This is a genomic window from Saccharothrix sp. NRRL B-16314, assembly GCF_000716595.1.
In the GTDB taxonomy this organism is placed as follows: Bacteria; Actinomycetota; Actinomycetes; order Mycobacteriales; family Pseudonocardiaceae; genus Actinosynnema.
Window position 1 is genome coordinate 19,119 of sequence record NZ_JNXC01000052.1, and the last position, 15,932, is coordinate 35,050.

14 protein-coding genes and 1 pseudogene are annotated in these 15,932 nt (G+C 70.8%); 11 read left to right on the forward strand and 4 right to left on the reverse strand.

The window, feature by feature from the left end:
• Positions 1 to 13: 13 nt before the first annotated feature.
• Positions 14 to 799: a hypothetical protein gene (locus tag OQ02_RS37825; protein WP_156077563.1), complete on the forward strand. Its 786-nt coding sequence runs from the start codon at positions 14 to 16 to the stop codon at positions 797 to 799.
• On the opposite strand, the gene OQ02_RS37830 is transcribed toward OQ02_RS37825, so the two are convergent.
• Positions 765 to 1,466 (reverse strand): hypothetical protein, encoded by a 702-nt coding sequence (locus OQ02_RS37830; protein ID WP_156077564.1) that lies wholly within the window; start codon positions 1,464 to 1,466, stop codon positions 765 to 767. The genes OQ02_RS37825 and OQ02_RS37830 overlap by 35 nt on opposite strands.
• Before the next feature lie 5 nt (positions 1,467 to 1,471).
• Here OQ02_RS37830 and OQ02_RS46870 point away from each other — a divergent pair, with 5 nt between their 5' ends.
• The 5 genes from OQ02_RS46870 (at position 1,472) to OQ02_RS46390 (ending at position 8,424) form a co-directional block, all read left to right on the forward strand.
• Entirely contained in the window at positions 1,472 to 1,765 is a 294-nt protein-coding gene (locus OQ02_RS46870; RefSeq protein ID WP_156077565.1) for a hypothetical protein, read from the forward strand.
• Positions 1,766 to 2,664: 899 nt separating this feature from the next.
• A complete protein-coding gene (locus OQ02_RS41735) occupies positions 2,665 to 5,151 on the forward strand; it encodes a scabin-related ADP-ribosyltransferase (RefSeq protein WP_156077566.1) in 2,487 nt (828 codons plus the stop codon).
• Between the two features lie 38 nt (positions 5,152 to 5,189).
• Positions 5,190 to 5,699, forward strand: a complete 510-nt coding sequence (locus tag OQ02_RS37840; RefSeq protein WP_231500413.1) for a hypothetical protein — start codon at positions 5,190 to 5,192, stop codon at positions 5,697 to 5,699.
• Positions 5,696 to 8,020: a type VII secretion system-associated protein gene (locus tag OQ02_RS37845; RefSeq protein ID WP_197043681.1), complete on the forward strand. Its 2,325-nt coding sequence runs from the start codon at positions 5,696 to 5,698 to the stop codon at positions 8,018 to 8,020. The genes OQ02_RS37840 and OQ02_RS37845 overlap by 4 nt, the downstream gene beginning before the upstream one ends.
• Before the next feature lie 53 nt (positions 8,021 to 8,073).
• Positions 8,074 to 8,424, forward strand: coding sequence for a hypothetical protein (locus tag OQ02_RS46390; RefSeq protein WP_231500414.1), 351 nt, complete (start codon positions 8,074 to 8,076; stop codon positions 8,422 to 8,424).
• Between the two features lie 413 nt (positions 8,425 to 8,837).
• Here OQ02_RS46390 and OQ02_RS37855 read toward each other — a convergent pair whose 3' ends face one another.
• On the reverse strand, positions 8,838 to 10,502 hold the full coding sequence (locus tag OQ02_RS37855) for a discoidin domain-containing protein (protein ID WP_033443524.1): 1,665 nt from the start codon (positions 10,500 to 10,502) through the stop codon (positions 8,838 to 8,840).
• 347 nt (positions 10,503 to 10,849) lie between these two features.
• On the opposite strand from OQ02_RS37855, the gene OQ02_RS43220 reads away from it, so the two are divergent.
• From OQ02_RS43220 to OQ02_RS37870, 3 genes are all read left to right on the forward strand, one after another.
• Complete coding sequence (locus tag OQ02_RS43220) at positions 10,850 to 11,278, forward strand: (2Fe-2S)-binding protein (RefSeq protein WP_231500415.1); 429 nt, start codon at positions 10,850 to 10,852, stop codon at positions 11,276 to 11,278.
• Positions 11,279 to 11,587: 309 nt separating this feature from the next.
• Positions 11,588 to 11,962, forward strand: a complete 375-nt coding sequence (locus OQ02_RS37865) for a PadR family transcriptional regulator (protein WP_033443505.1) — start codon at positions 11,588 to 11,590, stop codon at positions 11,960 to 11,962.
• Complete coding sequence (locus OQ02_RS37870) at positions 11,959 to 13,326, forward strand: permease prefix domain 1-containing protein (protein ID WP_033443506.1); 1,368 nt, start codon at positions 11,959 to 11,961, stop codon at positions 13,324 to 13,326. Before OQ02_RS37865 ends, OQ02_RS37870 begins: the two co-directional genes overlap by 4 nt.
• A gap of 1,313 nt (positions 13,327 to 14,639) precedes the next feature.
• On the opposite strand, the gene OQ02_RS46395 is transcribed toward OQ02_RS37870, so the two are convergent.
• On the reverse strand, positions 14,640 to 14,786 hold the full coding sequence (locus tag OQ02_RS46395; protein ID WP_231500417.1) for a hypothetical protein: 147 nt from the start codon (positions 14,784 to 14,786) through the stop codon (positions 14,640 to 14,642).
• Between OQ02_RS46395 and OQ02_RS46400 the strand changes: the two genes are divergently transcribed.
• Both OQ02_RS46400 and OQ02_RS44460 read left to right on the forward strand, forming a co-directional pair.
• A complete protein-coding gene (locus OQ02_RS46400) occupies positions 14,730 to 14,984 on the forward strand; it encodes a hypothetical protein (RefSeq protein ID WP_231500416.1) in 255 nt (84 codons plus the stop codon). The genes OQ02_RS46395 and OQ02_RS46400 overlap by 57 nt on opposite strands.
• A gap of 24 nt (positions 14,985 to 15,008) precedes the next feature.
• Positions 15,009 to 15,119, forward strand: a pseudogene (locus OQ02_RS44460) (IS481 family transposase); the annotation flags it as partial.
• A gap of 311 nt (positions 15,120 to 15,430) precedes the next feature.
• Here the strand turns inward: OQ02_RS44460 and OQ02_RS37880 are convergent.
• Positions 15,431 to 15,898, reverse strand: coding sequence for a hypothetical protein (locus tag OQ02_RS37880; RefSeq protein ID WP_033443508.1), 468 nt, complete (start codon positions 15,896 to 15,898; stop codon positions 15,431 to 15,433).
• Positions 15,899 to 15,932 lie beyond the last annotated feature (34 nt).

A 15,932-nucleotide genomic window follows, 5' to 3' on the forward strand; every position in this document is an offset into this window, starting at 1 on the left:
CGGCGCAGGTGTCGTGGACAGCGTCGCGGGCTTCGTCGACTCGCTGACCGCCGAGTCGGAGGGCGAGGGCGTCGACGTCATCGACGTGGCGTTGGGCGGCGCGGGCATGGTGGTGGACCTGGTGGCCACCGCCGCGAACCCGCTGGGCATGCTCGCGTCCGCTGGTGTCGGGTGGCTGTTGGAGCACGTCGACTTCCTGCGTGAGCCGCTGGACGCGCTGCTGGGCAACCCCGACGAGATCAACGCCAACACCGACCAGCTCAAGCAGGCCGCGCTCGAGATGAAGATGATCGCCCAGGAACACCGCGAGGACCTGCGCGCCGTGGCCGACTGGGAGGGCGATTCCGGCGACGCGTTCCGGCGTGAGATGGAGCAGATGGCCGGCGAGTACGAGGCGCTGGGCAAGAGCATGGACGGCACCGCCGCGATCTACGCGTTGTCGGGGGCCCTGGTCTGCGAGCTGCGGTCGCTGGTGTTCGGCTGGATCTCCGACCTGGTCGGCGAGCTGATCGCGGGCGCGTTGATCGCCGCGGCGTCCGCCGTGGTCACGCTGGGCAGCTCCATCGCGGCGTTCGCGGGCTTCGCGGGCACCCGCGCGGCGATGATGGCCACCAAGATCGCGGCCAGGCTGTCGAAGCTGGCGTCCGCGATGGCGCGCTTCGGCGGCCGCATGGCGCAGCTCGCCGAGAAGATGGAGGGCCTGGTCAAGGGCCTGGAGCGGTTCGCGGAGTACGGCGGTTACGCCAAGACGGCGTACGACGCGGTCAAGCCGTATGAGATGCCTGCGGCCACCACCTGATGGTCGGTCGCCGGAGGGGTTCGGGATCCTCGCACAGCGGCGGTGATCGCAGCAGCTCGCCGCCGTCGCCGTCTCCCTCCCCAGGTGGCCTCGGCGGCCGCGGTACCCGGATGGACCCGGACGCCGTGGAGAGCCTGGGCGGCCGCATCACCAACCGCGGCGACCAGGTCCGCGGCAGCGTCGCGAGCAAGCTGAACATCAACGCCACGTCTGGCAGCGCAGGCGTGTTCGGCCAGGTGGCGATGCAGCACGCCGACCGCGCCATCCAGACCGCGCGCAGCGGGGCCGAGAAGGCCGCCGAGGCCGCGGCCAACGCGGGCACGAAGACGAAGGAGACCGCCCGGACGACCCGTTCCACCGACCAGGCGTCGGCGTCGGCGATGAACCGGATCGAGCCCAAGGCGACGACGTCCACGGTCGGGAGCGCGTCGAGTTCGTCGGCGTCGAGTTCGTCGTCCTCTTCGCCCTCGGCGGGCCGGACTTCCGCGCCTCCCACGGTTCCCGACGGGTCTGCGGGCGGTGGGCACACCAGGGCTTCGACCGGCGGCGGACCTTCGGTGAAGCTGCCGGACAAGGCGGGTTCGCCGTCCACGGCACCGTCCACGACGCCATCCGGTGTTCCTTCGCGGTCCACCACCCTGGCGGCCGCACCGCCTCGGCTCGGCACGCCCGGTGGTCCTCCCGGCAACCCGCCGGGTGGCACGCCGGGTGGACGGCCTCCGGGTGTGCCTGGTCCAACGCCTTCCGGGGCGGGTGGTCCGCCCCGCGGGCCGGGGGCTCCGGGCGGCGGTCGACCGGGTGGCACTCCGCCGCCGACGGGCGGTGCTCCGCAGGGCGGTGCGCCCCGGGCCGGTGGAACGCCCGGTGGTGGGGCTCCGCAAGGCGGGCTGCCGCGCACCGGCGGCATGCCCGGTGGTGGGGCTCCTCAGGGCGGCGCACCTCGTCCCGGAGGAACGCCGGGGATGATGCCCGGCGGTGCGCCGGGTGGGGTTCCGCGGCCTGCCGGCGCCGGGTCGTTCGGTCCGCCGCCCGGTGGTGCGGCGGCTTCCGCGCCACCACGTGCGCCGGGCCCGAGCGGAAGTCCGTTCCCCTCCAACGCGGGGGGCGCTCCTCGCGGCGGTGGTCCCGTGCCCAGGCAGGGCGGTGTGCCGCCCGCGGTGCCTCGTGGTGGGCCGGCCATCGGTCCCCGCACAGGCCCTGCCGCCGCGATGCCGGGCCAGGCAGGTGTTCCTCGGCCTCACGGGCCGGGCATGGGCGGACCTCAGCCGGGTGCGCCTCGTGCGGGCGGACCTGTTCCCGGCGCGCCGCACTACGGGCCGCCCGGACAGGGTGTCCCGCAGCACCGACCCCCTGCTCCGAACACGCCTCCGCCCGGTTCTCCCGTGCGTCCACCGGGGATGCCCACTCCGGGATCTGGCGTGCCGCGCGGCAACGGACCTGTTCCGGGCATGGCGCACCCCGGCGTTCCGGGTCCTGGGGCGCCTCACTACCGCCCGCCGCGTCCGCCGCAGGGCTTCGGACAGCCCTCGATAAGCCCCGCGCACGCGAGTCAGGCCCCGCCGCGCACTCCCGGCGTGCCCGGCAACGGCCACTCCACCCACCCCGGTGCGCCAGGGACGCAACGACCCGGCCCGTTCGGTCCCGGCACGCAGCCCGTAGCGCCGTTCGGTCCCGGCACCCCGCCGGGCACGCCATTCGGTCCTGGCACCCAGTCGGGCACACCATTCGGTCCCGGCACGCCGCCAGGCCCCGCCACGCCGCCCGATCCCGCCGCCCAGCAGCTGCCGGATGGTCGGCAGCCGACGCCGCGGCAGGACGCTCCACCGCCGGGTTCGGACGGCGAGCCCCCGGTCGCCGTGCGGCACGTGGACCCGTCGATGTACGGGGTGCCCGAGTCGAAGGTCGTGCACCGCGACGTCCCCGACTGGACCCGCGACGAGAACGCCCTCTACCGCGGCGACACCCGTTCGCCGGACGAGATCCGGGCGGCGGGCGGGTTCGACGTTCCCGGTCCGGACAAGGCCCCGGACCTGATCAAGCACGTCGACGGCGACACGAACGCGTACGTCAGCACGTCCACCGACCAGACGGTCGCCAAGGAACGCGCCGGGCTGGGCGCGATGTACGTGATCAAGGCGCCGGGCGGGATCATGACCGACGCGACCCTGGACGCGATGGGTCACGACCGCCGCTACGGCGAGTCCGAAGTGCTGTTCGCCGGGGGCGTGGACTGGAGGTACGTCGCGGGCTGGCACGACGTCCGGTACGAGCCGGGCAGCGGCTTCGTGACTGGTCCGTTCGTGCCGAACCCCGACTACGTCGGGGACCGGAGCCCTGAACCTCCCCGCGCGGACACCACGACCGCGCAGACCACCCGAACCGACACTGCCAAGCCCACTCCGGCGGACACGACTCAGCCGTCGCCACAGACCTCGGCGTCGCACCCGATCGGCCCCACCCAGCCGATGCCCGCCGGGCAGCCGTTCGCCGGGCAGGCCCCCGGCCCGGCACACCCAGGGTCGATGCCGCAGAGCCGGCCGACGTGGCCTCCGGTTCAGGCGGGCGGGCAGAAGTCCGTGCCCCGGACGGGCATGGCGCAGACCGGTCCGTTCGACCAGTCGCAACGGAGCCGGCCTGGTAGCACGCCGTCCCACACCAACCCGCCCGGAACCGGCCCGACCCAGAGCGGTTCGTCGGAGGCGAACCGGCCTCGAACCAATCCGCCTTGGGCCGCCCCGTCCCCGACCGACCCGACCAACCGGGACCAGCCTCGGAGCGACCCGTCCGATCGGGACACGACACGGCCGGGGCAGGCCGACCCGGGGCACCAAGACCGCCCGCCCCAGGAGTCGTTCGGCCCCAACGGGACTCCCCACCCCGACCACCGGTCCCCCGAGACCACCCAGCCGCACACCGACCACACCCCGGACCGGCCGCAGGACCGCGCTCCGCAACGCGAGCAGGAACACCCGCAACGTCCACAGAAGCCGCTCAGCGACCGGCTGGGCGACCTCGACGACGAGTTGGACCGCAACGTCCGGGACCACGTCCAGTCCACGCCCGCCGGCATGGCGATCTTCGAGCGGACGCAGGACAAGGGGCAGTCCTACACCTCCCAGGCGCTGCACCGGATCCGCGGGCAGTTCGTCGTGGACGTCCACGGCAGCCCGGACGGCGCGCGCGTGGGCCGCTACCCGCTGACCCCGGAGGACGTCGCGGACGTCATCCGGGCCAACCCGGACTGGAACGGCGACTCCGTCACGCTGGTCGGCTGCGAGACCGGCCGGCGCGACGACGGTTTCGCTGCGCGGCTCGCACAGGAGCTTGGGGTCCCGGTCACCGCGCCGAACACGCACGCGTGGGTGGATTACAACGGCAACCTGTTCGCCACTAACACCTCTGACGGGGAAAACCCGGGCTGGCCGCCGAACGGCGAATGGCGCACATTCGAACCGGACGGCAGCCGGCACATCAGCGAGAGCCCGTACCCATCCGGCCACACGCCGGAATGGGGTGACGAGCCGGCCGACCACGCGCCGCTCGGCGCCGAGGCCCGCGGCGAACGGGAAGACGATTTCCGGGAGATGCGCGAAGAAAGCCGGGAGAAGCGGGACGAGGGCCTCGACTCCGTCCGCGAGGTGACCGGCCGGAATCCGATGACCGACGAGGAGCGGCGTCCGCACGAACGCGCTCTCTCCACCGCGCGCTACCGCAGCGACCGGGGCGGCGAGGCCACCGACTTCTACAACTTCAGCGGCAAGGAACATGACTGGAGCCCGGCCGCCGAAGCCCCGCAGCGCCCACCCAAGGGCGAACGGCTCTTCGAGACCTCGTACGCGAAGTCTTACGACCCGGAAACCGGCGGCTGGCGCGACGGCCGGGGCAGCGACCGGACGCACGACTCGGAACCGAAGATGTTCGAGGATCTCGCCCGGCACCAGCTCGCCGAGCACAGCGGCCTGCCCCGGGCCGAGGTCGACCGGGCGCTCCGCGAAGCCGCGCGGCTGGTGGACGAACTCGCCAAAGCGGATGAGAACCACTACAAGAACGGTTTCAAGGGCGAGGTGGAACGCACTCGAGACCGCATCGAACTCGCCATCTCGGAACTCAACAAACGCGCCGAGGAACAAGCTCGCACGAATGGAACGACGTACACGCCGTTCACCGCTAGGGACATCTCGGGTGAGCTGCGAATGGTCGTCGACCTGCCGTCCGCGAAACGCGACGGCACCCCGCCGGACTTCCAGGTCTGCTTGTCATGCAAAAAGGTCATGCTAGCCTATGAACGCGCCTTCCCGGGTATGCGCCTGGAAGTCGTGAACCGCGCCGGAGAAAGGCTCCATCCGCTGTGAACCAGCCCTGTCCCAGCGCGAACGACCGCGTCCGCGCCGTGTTCGACCGAGTGGCCGCCGACGGCCTGCGCCGCGATTCGGTGCAGGGCGCGTCCGACGAGCAGATCGACCGCATGGCCGCCGAGCAGCGCGTCGCCCGCGTCCCCGAGGCCGTCCGCGAGGTGCTGCGGCTGGTCGGGGTCCGGTCGGGCCTGTGGCTGGCCGGCACGGCCTTCGGCGTCGACGCGATGACCAGTGAGCGCAAGCGGCACGCGATCGCCTCGCTCGGCGGACTCGACCACGACCTCGCCGACCCGGACGGCCTGCTCGCGCTGACCGCGCACCAGGGCTACGCCTACCAGGTCGTGGACGGCGCGGACCTGGACCAGGACGACCCTCCGGTGTGGAGCGTCGTGGAGGGCGAGGCCGTCACGAGGTCGTGGGGCAGCGTGTCGCAGTGGTTCGCCGCGACCGCGCCGGACGTGGCGGACCTGCGCGACGTGCTGGAAGTGATGGAGGAGATGGGCAAGAGCCTCCCGGCCTGGGCCCAGGACATCGAGTCACGGTGACGTCAGGAGTGACCCGCGTGCGGTTCGACATCGCGATCGACGGGAACGATGCGTTCCGGTTCGAGCCCGGGCCCCACGGCACCGCGTTCGTGCCTCCCGACCTTGCGCCGGGCGTCCGCGGTCCGCTGCTCGACCGGGACGGCCGCCAGGTCAAGCAGGTCCGCGCCACGCAGTTCGAGACGGTCCTGGACGCGCAGGTGTGGCGCCCGGGAAACGAACCGGAGCGGCTGGACCTCGACCCGCTCGACGGCCACCTGGTCGCCGACCGCGTGGTCGTCGTGCGGGAACTGCCGGAACTGCCCCACGCGTGGCCGCAGTACCCGTCACTGCCGCCCGGCGACCCGATGCCGCGCGACCACACGTCCATCCAGGACCGGGTCGAGGCGGAGATCGCCGGTCTCGCGCCCGAGGGCTGGCGACGGCTGACGGTGGAGTGCCGGGCCGTGGCGCGGCGCATGGAGGTCGAGGCCACCGTCACGCTGGACGACGACGCGCCCCGGACGTGGGCGGCGCCGGTCATGGTGGGCCAGTGGCTGCACCGGCTGCGGCTGCGCGAATTCCGCAACTCCCTGGGCACCTGGCACACCGCGCGGTTCGAGTTCGTCGCGGGAGGCGAGACCACGCGACGGTTCTCGGTCGACGGGAAACCCGACTGGCAGGTCCCCCCGGGCCACGCGAACGAGCTCCAGCACTACGCCGACGAGCTGCGCCTGCTGCCCCGGCGGCCCGAGGCCGTGCCCGACTGGATGTGGCACGCGGCGGGTGCCGTCCAGCAACGCGGCCGGGTCCACGCCTTGGAGCCGCGGGAGTCGGAGACGGCGACCCGGATCGTGCGCGCGTTCGACGTCGTCGAGGGCGGCAAGGGCGTCTGGTACCGACCGATGGTCGGCGGCCGTGAACGCGAACTCCTCTTGCACTACCTGGAGAACGCGCCGGTCGTGCTGTCCTCGCGCGGCTCGGCCCGCGACCTGCTGAGCGACAGCGAGGACCAGGTCGTCCCGCTCGCCCACCACACGGACGGGCAGTTCGTGTGGTCCGCCTCCGTGGCCTACTACCTGCGCGAGCACCAGGTGCCGCCCGCGCTCGCCCTGGTCGACCACATCCGGCAGAACCGCTACCGGCTTCCCGAGGCGGTGCCCGAGATCGCCAAGGGCCGGGCCGCCGCGCTGGCGATGGGCGGGATGCAGCAGGACCCGAGCCGGATCGAGGCGGCATTCCACAAGGCACTCGCCCCGCTCCTCGACGTGATCGTGCGCTGCCAGACCAGCCCGCGCTTCTACAGCCTCGAAGGCCACCGCGACCAGGCCTGGTGCCTGGTCCGGGACGGCGACTGGTACGAGGTCTACTGGGCCGAGGGCGGGTCGACCGAGAAGCGTGAGCGCTTCGGCGACGTCCGCAACGCCGTCGCCTACCTCACCGGCCAACTGGTGGTGAACCAGGACGCGCTGCGCTACCAGCTGGACGAGGAGCTGCCCGTGTGGCAGTCGCCGTACCAGGTGATCTCCGAGCAGGACCCGCCGCTGCACCAGTTCACGGGCATTACGCTGACCCGGGTGACCGACCTGGTCGTGCACCGCTACGGCGCTCCGGACGGCAACCTGGTGCACGCCGGGGAGGTGGAGTCCGACCGCGAGTTCCACCGCTACAGGCTCAGGGGCACGTGGAACGTCGTGACGGCCGTGACGCCGAACGGCGACCGCGTCTACGTGCTGCCGCAACCGGTCCAGGACTACGTGGCCGCGGGCCAGGTCGACGACCTGAGCGGGCACCCCGGCCTGCCGCCGGTCACGGACGCGATGCGCGAAGAGGCGCGGCGGAACCCGGACGGCTGGGTGTGGTGCGCCGACCCGGACATCGACCCGCGCTACATCGAGGGCGTACCGACCGCCACGCTGCTCGGCGCGTACAAGGCCGGACCGGACGGCAGGCTGACCGGCGAGACCTTCCTCAACCCCGACTACCGCCCCAGCCCACGCCGGCGCGGGTTCCCGGAGCCGAAGTCGGAGCTCGACGTGATCCTGGGCTTCGTCGCGGCGGGCTGGCTGCCCCAGGACCGGATCCTGCGGGCCGTCCTGGACAGCCCGCTGGTCCTGGAGACGGACGATGCGGGCGGCCTGCGCCTGGGTGTGGACCAGTCCGGCCGGCGCTTCATCTCGGTCTACTCCGCCCCGGACCACCTGCCGCCCGACGCCGAGGCCCCGATGCAGACCACCGGCCGTGAACTGGTCCCGGCCCTGGCCGGCGTCACGCTGATCGTCAACCCGGGCGGCCGGTTGGCCATCGAACTCCCCGGAGACGACCTCGTCGACGCCGCCCGCTGAGCTGCGCCCGCGGTCGCAGCGTCGAATCGGTCAACGCCCGCATCCGCCGGGCGGTGCGTGCCCGCAGGCATTTCCACGGCGAACTCTTCGTCCTCGGCATCAGGATCGCCCCGTCCACCGTGTGGCAGGTCCTCAAGGACGCCGGCATCGACCTGGCACCCGAGCGGTCCTCCACCAGGTCGACGTTTCTCCGCTCCCAGGCCGACGGGCTACTGGCCTACGACTTCTTCGAGACCCGCGCCCTGACCGACACCCGCCTGTACGTGCTCGCGGTCATCGAACACACCAGCCGCCGAATCAGAATCCTCGGCGCCCCGCGCACCCGACCACCTCCTGGGTCACCCAAGCCGCCAAGCACCTCGTCATGGACCTCGAAGACGAAGGCCGACACGCGCGGTTCATGATCCGCGACCGCGACGGCAAGTTCCCCGCCCTGTTCGACGCCGTCCCCGCCGACTCGGGCATCCAGGTCGTCCTCAGCGGCGTCCGGATACCGCGGATGAACACGATCATGGAACGCTGGATCCACAGCTGCCGCCGAGAACTCCTCGACCGCACGTCATCTGGAACCGGCAGTACCTACTCCACGCCCTACGCGAGTGCGAGAAGTTCTACAACACCCACCGACCCCACCAAGGCATCGACAACGCCCGACCACTACGCGCCCTACCACCAGCCGCCACCGATCAAGCAGCGGTCGTCCGCCTCGACGTCCGCCGACGGCAACGACTGGGCGGAATCCTCAACGAGCACCATCACGCCGCCTTACCTGCACGGACTATATGTTCTGCAAGTACACGGCCGAGGAGCCGTCGGGTCAGCCGATGACCTGCCACCGGGCCAGCTGCCCGGCCGGCCAGCCCGTGTTCCCGCTGAACCGCAGCCGCAGGTGCCGGGCGGCGAGCCCGGCGGGCAGGGTGACGGTGACCGCGTTGCCGGTGGCCGGGTCGAACACGTACCCGGTCGCGCCGACCACCGCGGTGAACGCCGAGCCGTCCATGCCCGCCTCCACCGCGATGGTCTGGGTGCGTCGACCCCACGCCGGGTTCGGCGGCAGGCTCAGCACCATTCGGCGCGGCGCGGCCACCGCGCCCAGGTCGACCCCGATCCACTGCGGGAACGCGCCGTTCGCGCTCTCCCAGTAGGTGTTCGGGTCGGCATCCACCGCGAGGTGGCCGCCGTACTGCTGGGTCTGGCTGCTCTGCGTGGTCGGCCTGCCCGCAGCCAGGTCGCGCTCGGCCGGCGGCGTGTCGGAGAGCACCGGTTTCGTCGGGCGGATCGCCGTCAACGCGAGCTGTCCCTTGAGCATCCGGCCGCCGTCGCCGGTGAGCCGCAGGTAGTAGTCCGACGAGCAACGCGTGCCGTCCTCGTCCAAGGCGAGGAAACCGGAGCCCGCCGGGATGCCCGCCTGGGTCTCCGGCGTCTTGGCGATCTGGTTGGCCTCGTTGTACTCGTCGAACATCGAGATGTAGATGCCCTGCACGCCGAGGCGGCACATGTTGTAGAACTGCCGCCACATGAAGTCGCCGTGCGCCCGGTGCCGCCGGGACAGGTCGCCGGGCAGCACACACGGCTGGTAGTCGATGCCGAGCCGGGCGCACTCGGCCACGTCCGGCGAGTTGACGTTGGCGTGGAAGTGGTCGGCGTCGGCGACGGACCCGATCCGGCCGACCATCCACGGCGAGATCATGTCGAAGCTGCGGTAGACCTGGCCGAAGCCGGGCCGCGAGTCCTCGATCTCGCGCCGCCAGTGCGTCGGCACGCCGCCGATCAGGTACACGCCCTGGCCCTTGAACCAGTCGATCACGTCCTGGCACTGCTGCGGGGTGAACGGGCGGCCCGGGTCGTTGAAGCCGAAGCCCCAGACGCAGACCACCGGCTTGCCGTTCTGGCGCGCGTACATCGGTGACGAGGTGTACGCGCGCATCTTCTCCGTCCAGTCGGCCTTGATCTCCGACTGGAAGTTCGTCCAGTTCGTGACGTCGTACATGAGGTAGAACTTCACGCCGTGCGCCTCGGCGGCCCGCCGGACGTGGGCGGTGACGGCGTCGCGGATCGGGCCCTCGCCGCCGGTCGGGTTGAACCGCTGGAGGGCCGCGGTGTCGCAGCCGTATTCGCGCATCCAGCGGAAGTGCACGTCCACGGTCTGGTAGTCGTGGTTGGAGAAGACCGTCGCCGGTTGACCGTTGCCCAGGGCGCCGAACGCCGTCGGGTAACTGGTCGCGTAGTCGGTCATGTCCGGCCACGACATGAGCGCGTGGTTGGCCGGCGAGGGTGGCTGGCCCCAGTTGTCGCTCCAGTGCCACCAGCCGTTGAGCGGTGAGTTGTCGCCCCGGGCCGCGAACCAGCCCTGGTAGCCGACGGTGATCTTGCCGACCACGTCGCCCGGCGGGCTCGCCGCGCCCGCCGTGGTCGGGGTGGTGGCGGTCAGGGCGGAGGCGGCCAGGGCCGACCCGAGGAATGTCCTGCGTGACAGGGGCACCGCACGCTCCTTCATTGGAGGGACCGCACCAGCATGCAAGAAGTGAGCAGCAGCACGCAATAACTCGACAAACCGGGATTTGCGCAGCGGACCGGGACGCGTCTCCTGCTGAGTGAGTGGACCGGGGTCGGCGCGGTCGGGCGCGTTGGCCCCGACCCGGGGCTGGGTCGGTCAGAGGACCGGGCAGGCCCGCCCGGTCGCGGTCGTCGTCACCTCCAGGGCGGTCGTCTCCGACCGCATGGACATCCGGTCTCGCCGTCGACGCCGGCGCCATCGCCGCGGGCAGCGTCGGGCAGCTCGCGGCCTGCTCGGCGAACCTGGCGGTGCCGGGGAGGGCGGTGCCGGACATGCTGACGACGAGTGGCGAACGGACGGTGCGGAAGGACCGTGGCCGTCGTCGGCGCGGTCGGCCTCAGCTCAGGCCGGTGAGCCCTCGGCGGCCCGTCGCGGGTGCTGCGTCCTGGCGGTTCAGGCGGAGGGCAGCGAGATCACCACGGTCGAGGGCCAGGCTGCCACGTCCCTGCCCCCTACAGGAGTCGTTCCGCCGCCACCACGCCCTGCAGTGCGGCTTCTGCACACCGGGGACGCTGGCCGTGGCGACGGAACTGCTGCGCGACAACCCCTCCCCCGCCGAGGCCGAGATCCGCACCGCGATCTCCGGCAACCTCTGCCGCTGCATGGGCTACCGCAACCCCGTCACCGCCATCGCCGCCGCCGCCCGCGACCAGGGTGACTCGTCGAACGCCGACACGCCACCGGAGCCGCCCGCAGCCTGAAAACGGCCCTAGCCATCGACATCCCACCTCAGGCCACGGCGCTCGTCGGCGAGCAGCGGCCCCCGGCCGGAGTCGGCCGGTGGGAGCAGCCCCAGGCACAGCGCGAGCGGTCCTGGGCCAGGCGGCTTTGCAGGGCCGGTCCTTGGCCGGGAGTTGCCACGTCATGCCGTTCATGTCCAGGGCATCCACGGCGACCCGACCGTCATCGCGGCGAGCGTGACCGTTGGACGTGCCGGTTCCTTGCACCCGGAGTATACCTAATACTACTATGCATGGATCATCTAGGCGTCAGTCGGTGGGGAGGGTCTCGTGAAAGTCACCAAGGACCTTGTGGCCGCCTCGGCGACACCGATGGTGCTGGGCATCCTGGCCGAGGCGGACAGCTACGGCTACGCCATCCTCAGGCGGATCAACGAGCTGTCCGGTGGCGAGCTGGACTGGACCGAAGGGCTGCTCTACCCGTTGCTGCACCGGCTCGAGCGCCTCGGGCACGTGGAGTCCGACTGGCGGTCAGTCGCCGGCGAACGGCGGCGCAAGTACTACCGCATCACCCAGAGCGGCCTGGCCGAGCTCGCCGAGCAACGCCGCCAGTGGGACACGGTCGTGGACGCCCTCAAGGAGATCTGGCACGGCCACGGCGATTCCAGGCCGTCGACCGCGATCCCGCTAGGGGGCCACGCATGACCGACGGTCAGGACGGACTGGAAGCCCAGTTCGCCCAGTGGCGCCTCTACGTGCAGCGTCGCCGCGAGCTGCGGCAGTCCGACGCCGACGAGCTCGAAGACCACCTGAGGGGCTCCGTCGACGAACTCGTCGCCGTCGGACTGCACGCCGACGAGGCGTTCCTGGTCGCGGTCAAGCGCATGGGCAGCCTGGACGAGCTGTCCCGCGAGTTCGCCCGGGAGCATTCGGAACGGCTGTGGAAGCAGTTGGTGCTGACCGGCGGCACGGACAGCCCGGTGGCGGCCGGCCGGTCGCGGCGGGATCTGCTCGCGATGGCCGTCTGCGCGGCGGGTGCGGCAGCGTCCATCAAAGCGCCGGAACTGTTCGGCATGAATCTCGAAGAGGACGGCGCGTTCTACGGGCCCAACGTCGGCCTGTTCACGCTGCCCTGGCTGGCGGCCTTCCTGTCCTGGCGCCGTCACGCCGCGAAAGCGCTGATCGGTGTGCTGGCGGCGTTGTTCGCGCTCGGCGCGGTGGCGGCCAACGCCTATCCGCTCGCGGACGACTCGCAATCGGTTGTCCTGACCGCCATTCACCTCCCCATCGCGCTGTGGTTCGTGGTCGGTCTGTCCTATGTGGCCGACGACGTGCGCTCGCCGCGCCGCCGCATGGACTTCATCCGGTTCACCGGCGAGTGGTTCGTCTACTACGTGCTCATCGCCCTCGGCGGCGGTGTGCTGATCGCCTTCATGTACGGCACCTTCCAGGCCATCGGGATCTCACCGGAAGGCTTCATCACGCAGTGGCTCCTTCCCTGCGGCGCGGCGGCCGCGGTGGTGGTGGCGGGATGGCTGGTCGAGGCGAAGCAGAGCGTCGTCGAGAACATCGCCCCGGTGCTCACGCGCCTGTTCACCCCGCTGTTCACCGCGGCACTGCTGGCCTTCCTCGTCACCCTCGGTGTCACCAGCGGCGGCATAGACGTCGAACGGGAGGCACTGATCCTGTTCGATCTGCTGCTGGTCGTGGTGCTGGCGTTGTTGCTCTACTCGATCTCGGCCCGCGATCCGCTGGCCCCGCCCGGCGTGTTCGACAGGATGCAGCTCGCCCTCGTGGTCAGCGCGCTCGTCATCGACGTGCTGGTGCTGCTGGAGATCACCGGGCGTATCACCGAGTACGGCACCACGCCCAACAAGGCGGCGGCACTCGGGGAGAACGTCATCCTGCTGGCCAACCTCGCCTGGTCGGCCTGGCTGATGCTGGGCCTGGTCCGCCGACGCGTGCCGTTCGCGGCGCTCGAGCGCTGGCAGACCACCTACCTCCCGGTGTACGCCGGCTGGGCCTGGATCGTGGTACTCGTCTTCCCACCGCTGTTCGACTACCTCTGACGCAGGCAGGACTCCAGCGGTCGAACGTCAACGCCGCGACGGGCCGCCGAGGTCTTCCTCTTGGTCGTCGTTCCACGCCGGAGCGCCGTTCTTGCGCTGGCTGCCGTCGTCTTCCTCCTCCGACTGCTCGAGAAAGGCCCTGCTCCTGGCTGCACCCGGTACTCCGCGGCACCGAGCACTGCTACGCGGTGCCACGGAGCAGTGCGGGTGCTGGCGCGGCTGCGAGCAGCCGGTGGCGGTTACCTCCAGCGGTGGGGTCTGTCAAACGAGCGGCTCTGGCGCTGTGCCTGCCGAGAATCTTATCCATGCAGGTTGAAGCCGTGTACAGCTTGTAGGGCCGAGGTACTTGTGGGCGCGGCCGCAGGTCCACCGCGCCGTCCGCCAACACGGCATGATGACCGGCTGTGCTGCTCCGACTGGCCTACCTGAGCGTGACCAACGCCTTCGCGCTACCGCGCCTACTGCGCATGAGCAACCGGGACAAGGACACGGAAATCCTGGCGCTGCGGCACCAGATCATGGTTCCGGAACGCCAACTGGGCAACACCCGTCCGCGGTTCTCCCCGGCGACCGCGCGTGCCTCTCGGCACTGCTGCACCGACTCCCGGCCGCCACGCTCCATCGGCTCCGGCTACTGGTGCGCCCGGAGACGGTACTGCGCTGGCACCGACACCTCCTCGCCCACCGCCACGCAGCCGAGTCCCGCCCCAAACGGCCCGGCCGACCACGAACCGTCCGCTCCATCCGGCTCCTGGTGCTGCGTCTGGCACGGGAGAACCCCACGTGGGGCTACCGCCGCATCCACGGAGAACTCCCCGTGCTCGGCATCAAGGTCGCAGCCTCCACCGTCTGGCAGATCCTCAAAGACGCCGGAATCGACCCGGCACCCGAACGCACCTCGACGACCTGGTCGGCCTTCCTCCGCTCGCAGGCCGACGCGCTCCTGGCCTGCGACTTCTTCGAGACCACCACCCTGAGCCGCACCCGTCTGTACGTGCTCGCGGTGATCGAACACGCCAGCCGCCGAGTCAAGGTCCTGGGCGCCACCGCACACCCCACCGCATCCTGGGTCACCCAAGCCGCCAGAAACAACCAACAGCACCTGCTCCACGCCCTACGCCAGTACGAGCACTTCTACAACACCCACCGACCCCACCAAGGCATCGCCAACGCCCGACCGCTACAACCGCTGCCACAGCCGACCACCGATCAAGCAGCGGTCACACGACTCGCGCAACCTGCTCATGCACCTCGGCGACCGAGCAGACGACTTCCGGTTCCTCATCCGAGACCGAGCCGGCCAGTTCACCACCTCATTCGACGCCGTCCTCGCCGACGCCTGCATCAAGGTCGTAAAGACCCCACCACGGTGTCCACGAACCAACGCCCACGCCGAACGGTTCATCGGAACCGTCCGACGAGAAGCCACCGACCGACTGCTCATCATCAACGAACACCACCTGCGGACAGTGCTGGACCGCTACGCGGCCCACTGCAACTACCGCCGGCCCCCACCGAGCACTCCAGCTCGCACCACCACGACCGGACAGACCAGCAGTAGAGCCGAGCTGCACGTCGATACTCCGCCGACCAGTCCTCGGCGGTCTCATCAACGAGTACGAACCCACTGCCGCCTAACCGCAGGTCAGACCGTGTGACCGACTATTGGCACCCCACAGGCCGTATGGAACGTGCACTACAACTACCATCGACCCCACACTGCCGCTGGAAACCGACCGCCAGCCACCCGGCTCCACGACAGCGTCACCAACGTCATGGCCTCATACAGCTAACGCCGATGATCGCCGGTTGTGGCTGGTCAGTGTCCGGAATCAGCTCGGTCAGACAGGACCGGGTGGGCCCGGACGACGCGGCCGACGGCTGCGGTCAGGTTGTGCAGCAGGTGCCGACGATCAGTGTCATATGAGGCTCTTTGTGTCGGATTGATGGACGGCAGTGGCGGGACCGAGCCGCGCCGGACCGTCCAACCGATCCCGATCACACCGGCGGAAGCAGTCGGACCGCAAGTCGGGATCCACGGGATAGCACCGGCAACGTTTGTCATCACTTGCCGGTCGCTGATGCGGCGCATCCCGCTACCGGGTCAGGGGTTCGTTCGCGGTCGAGCCCAGACCTGGACGAGCCAGGTCTCGACCCCGCGGTAGAACAGCTCGATCCCCAGCCGCTCGGCCGCCTCGCCGCGGCCTCGGCAATAGGCACGGACGAGGTGGTCGCCCAGGCCGTACAGCGGGATGTCGGGGCCGCCAGGAGCTCCTTGCACGGAGACCAAGCGCACTCGACCCGACGGCGAGTGGAACGCGGCTTCGTCGACGTCGTCCCAGTCGCCCGGCTCCGGGGGCGGCTCCGACGGCCACACCTGGACGAGCACTTCCGGTGTGAAGTCGTTGCCTGCCGACGCGAAGACCACGCCAGTGGGTGCCGGGAGCAGCAATCGGTCCGGCTGCGGGATGCCCTGGGTGAGCGGGGTGCTTCCTCCGCCCACGTCCTGTAGGACGAACATGCGGTACTCGACGTCAGGCCACAACTCGCGGGTCTCCGGATGCAAGGTCAAGTTCGTCCTCGTTCGCCAACGGGCGTGCCCGACT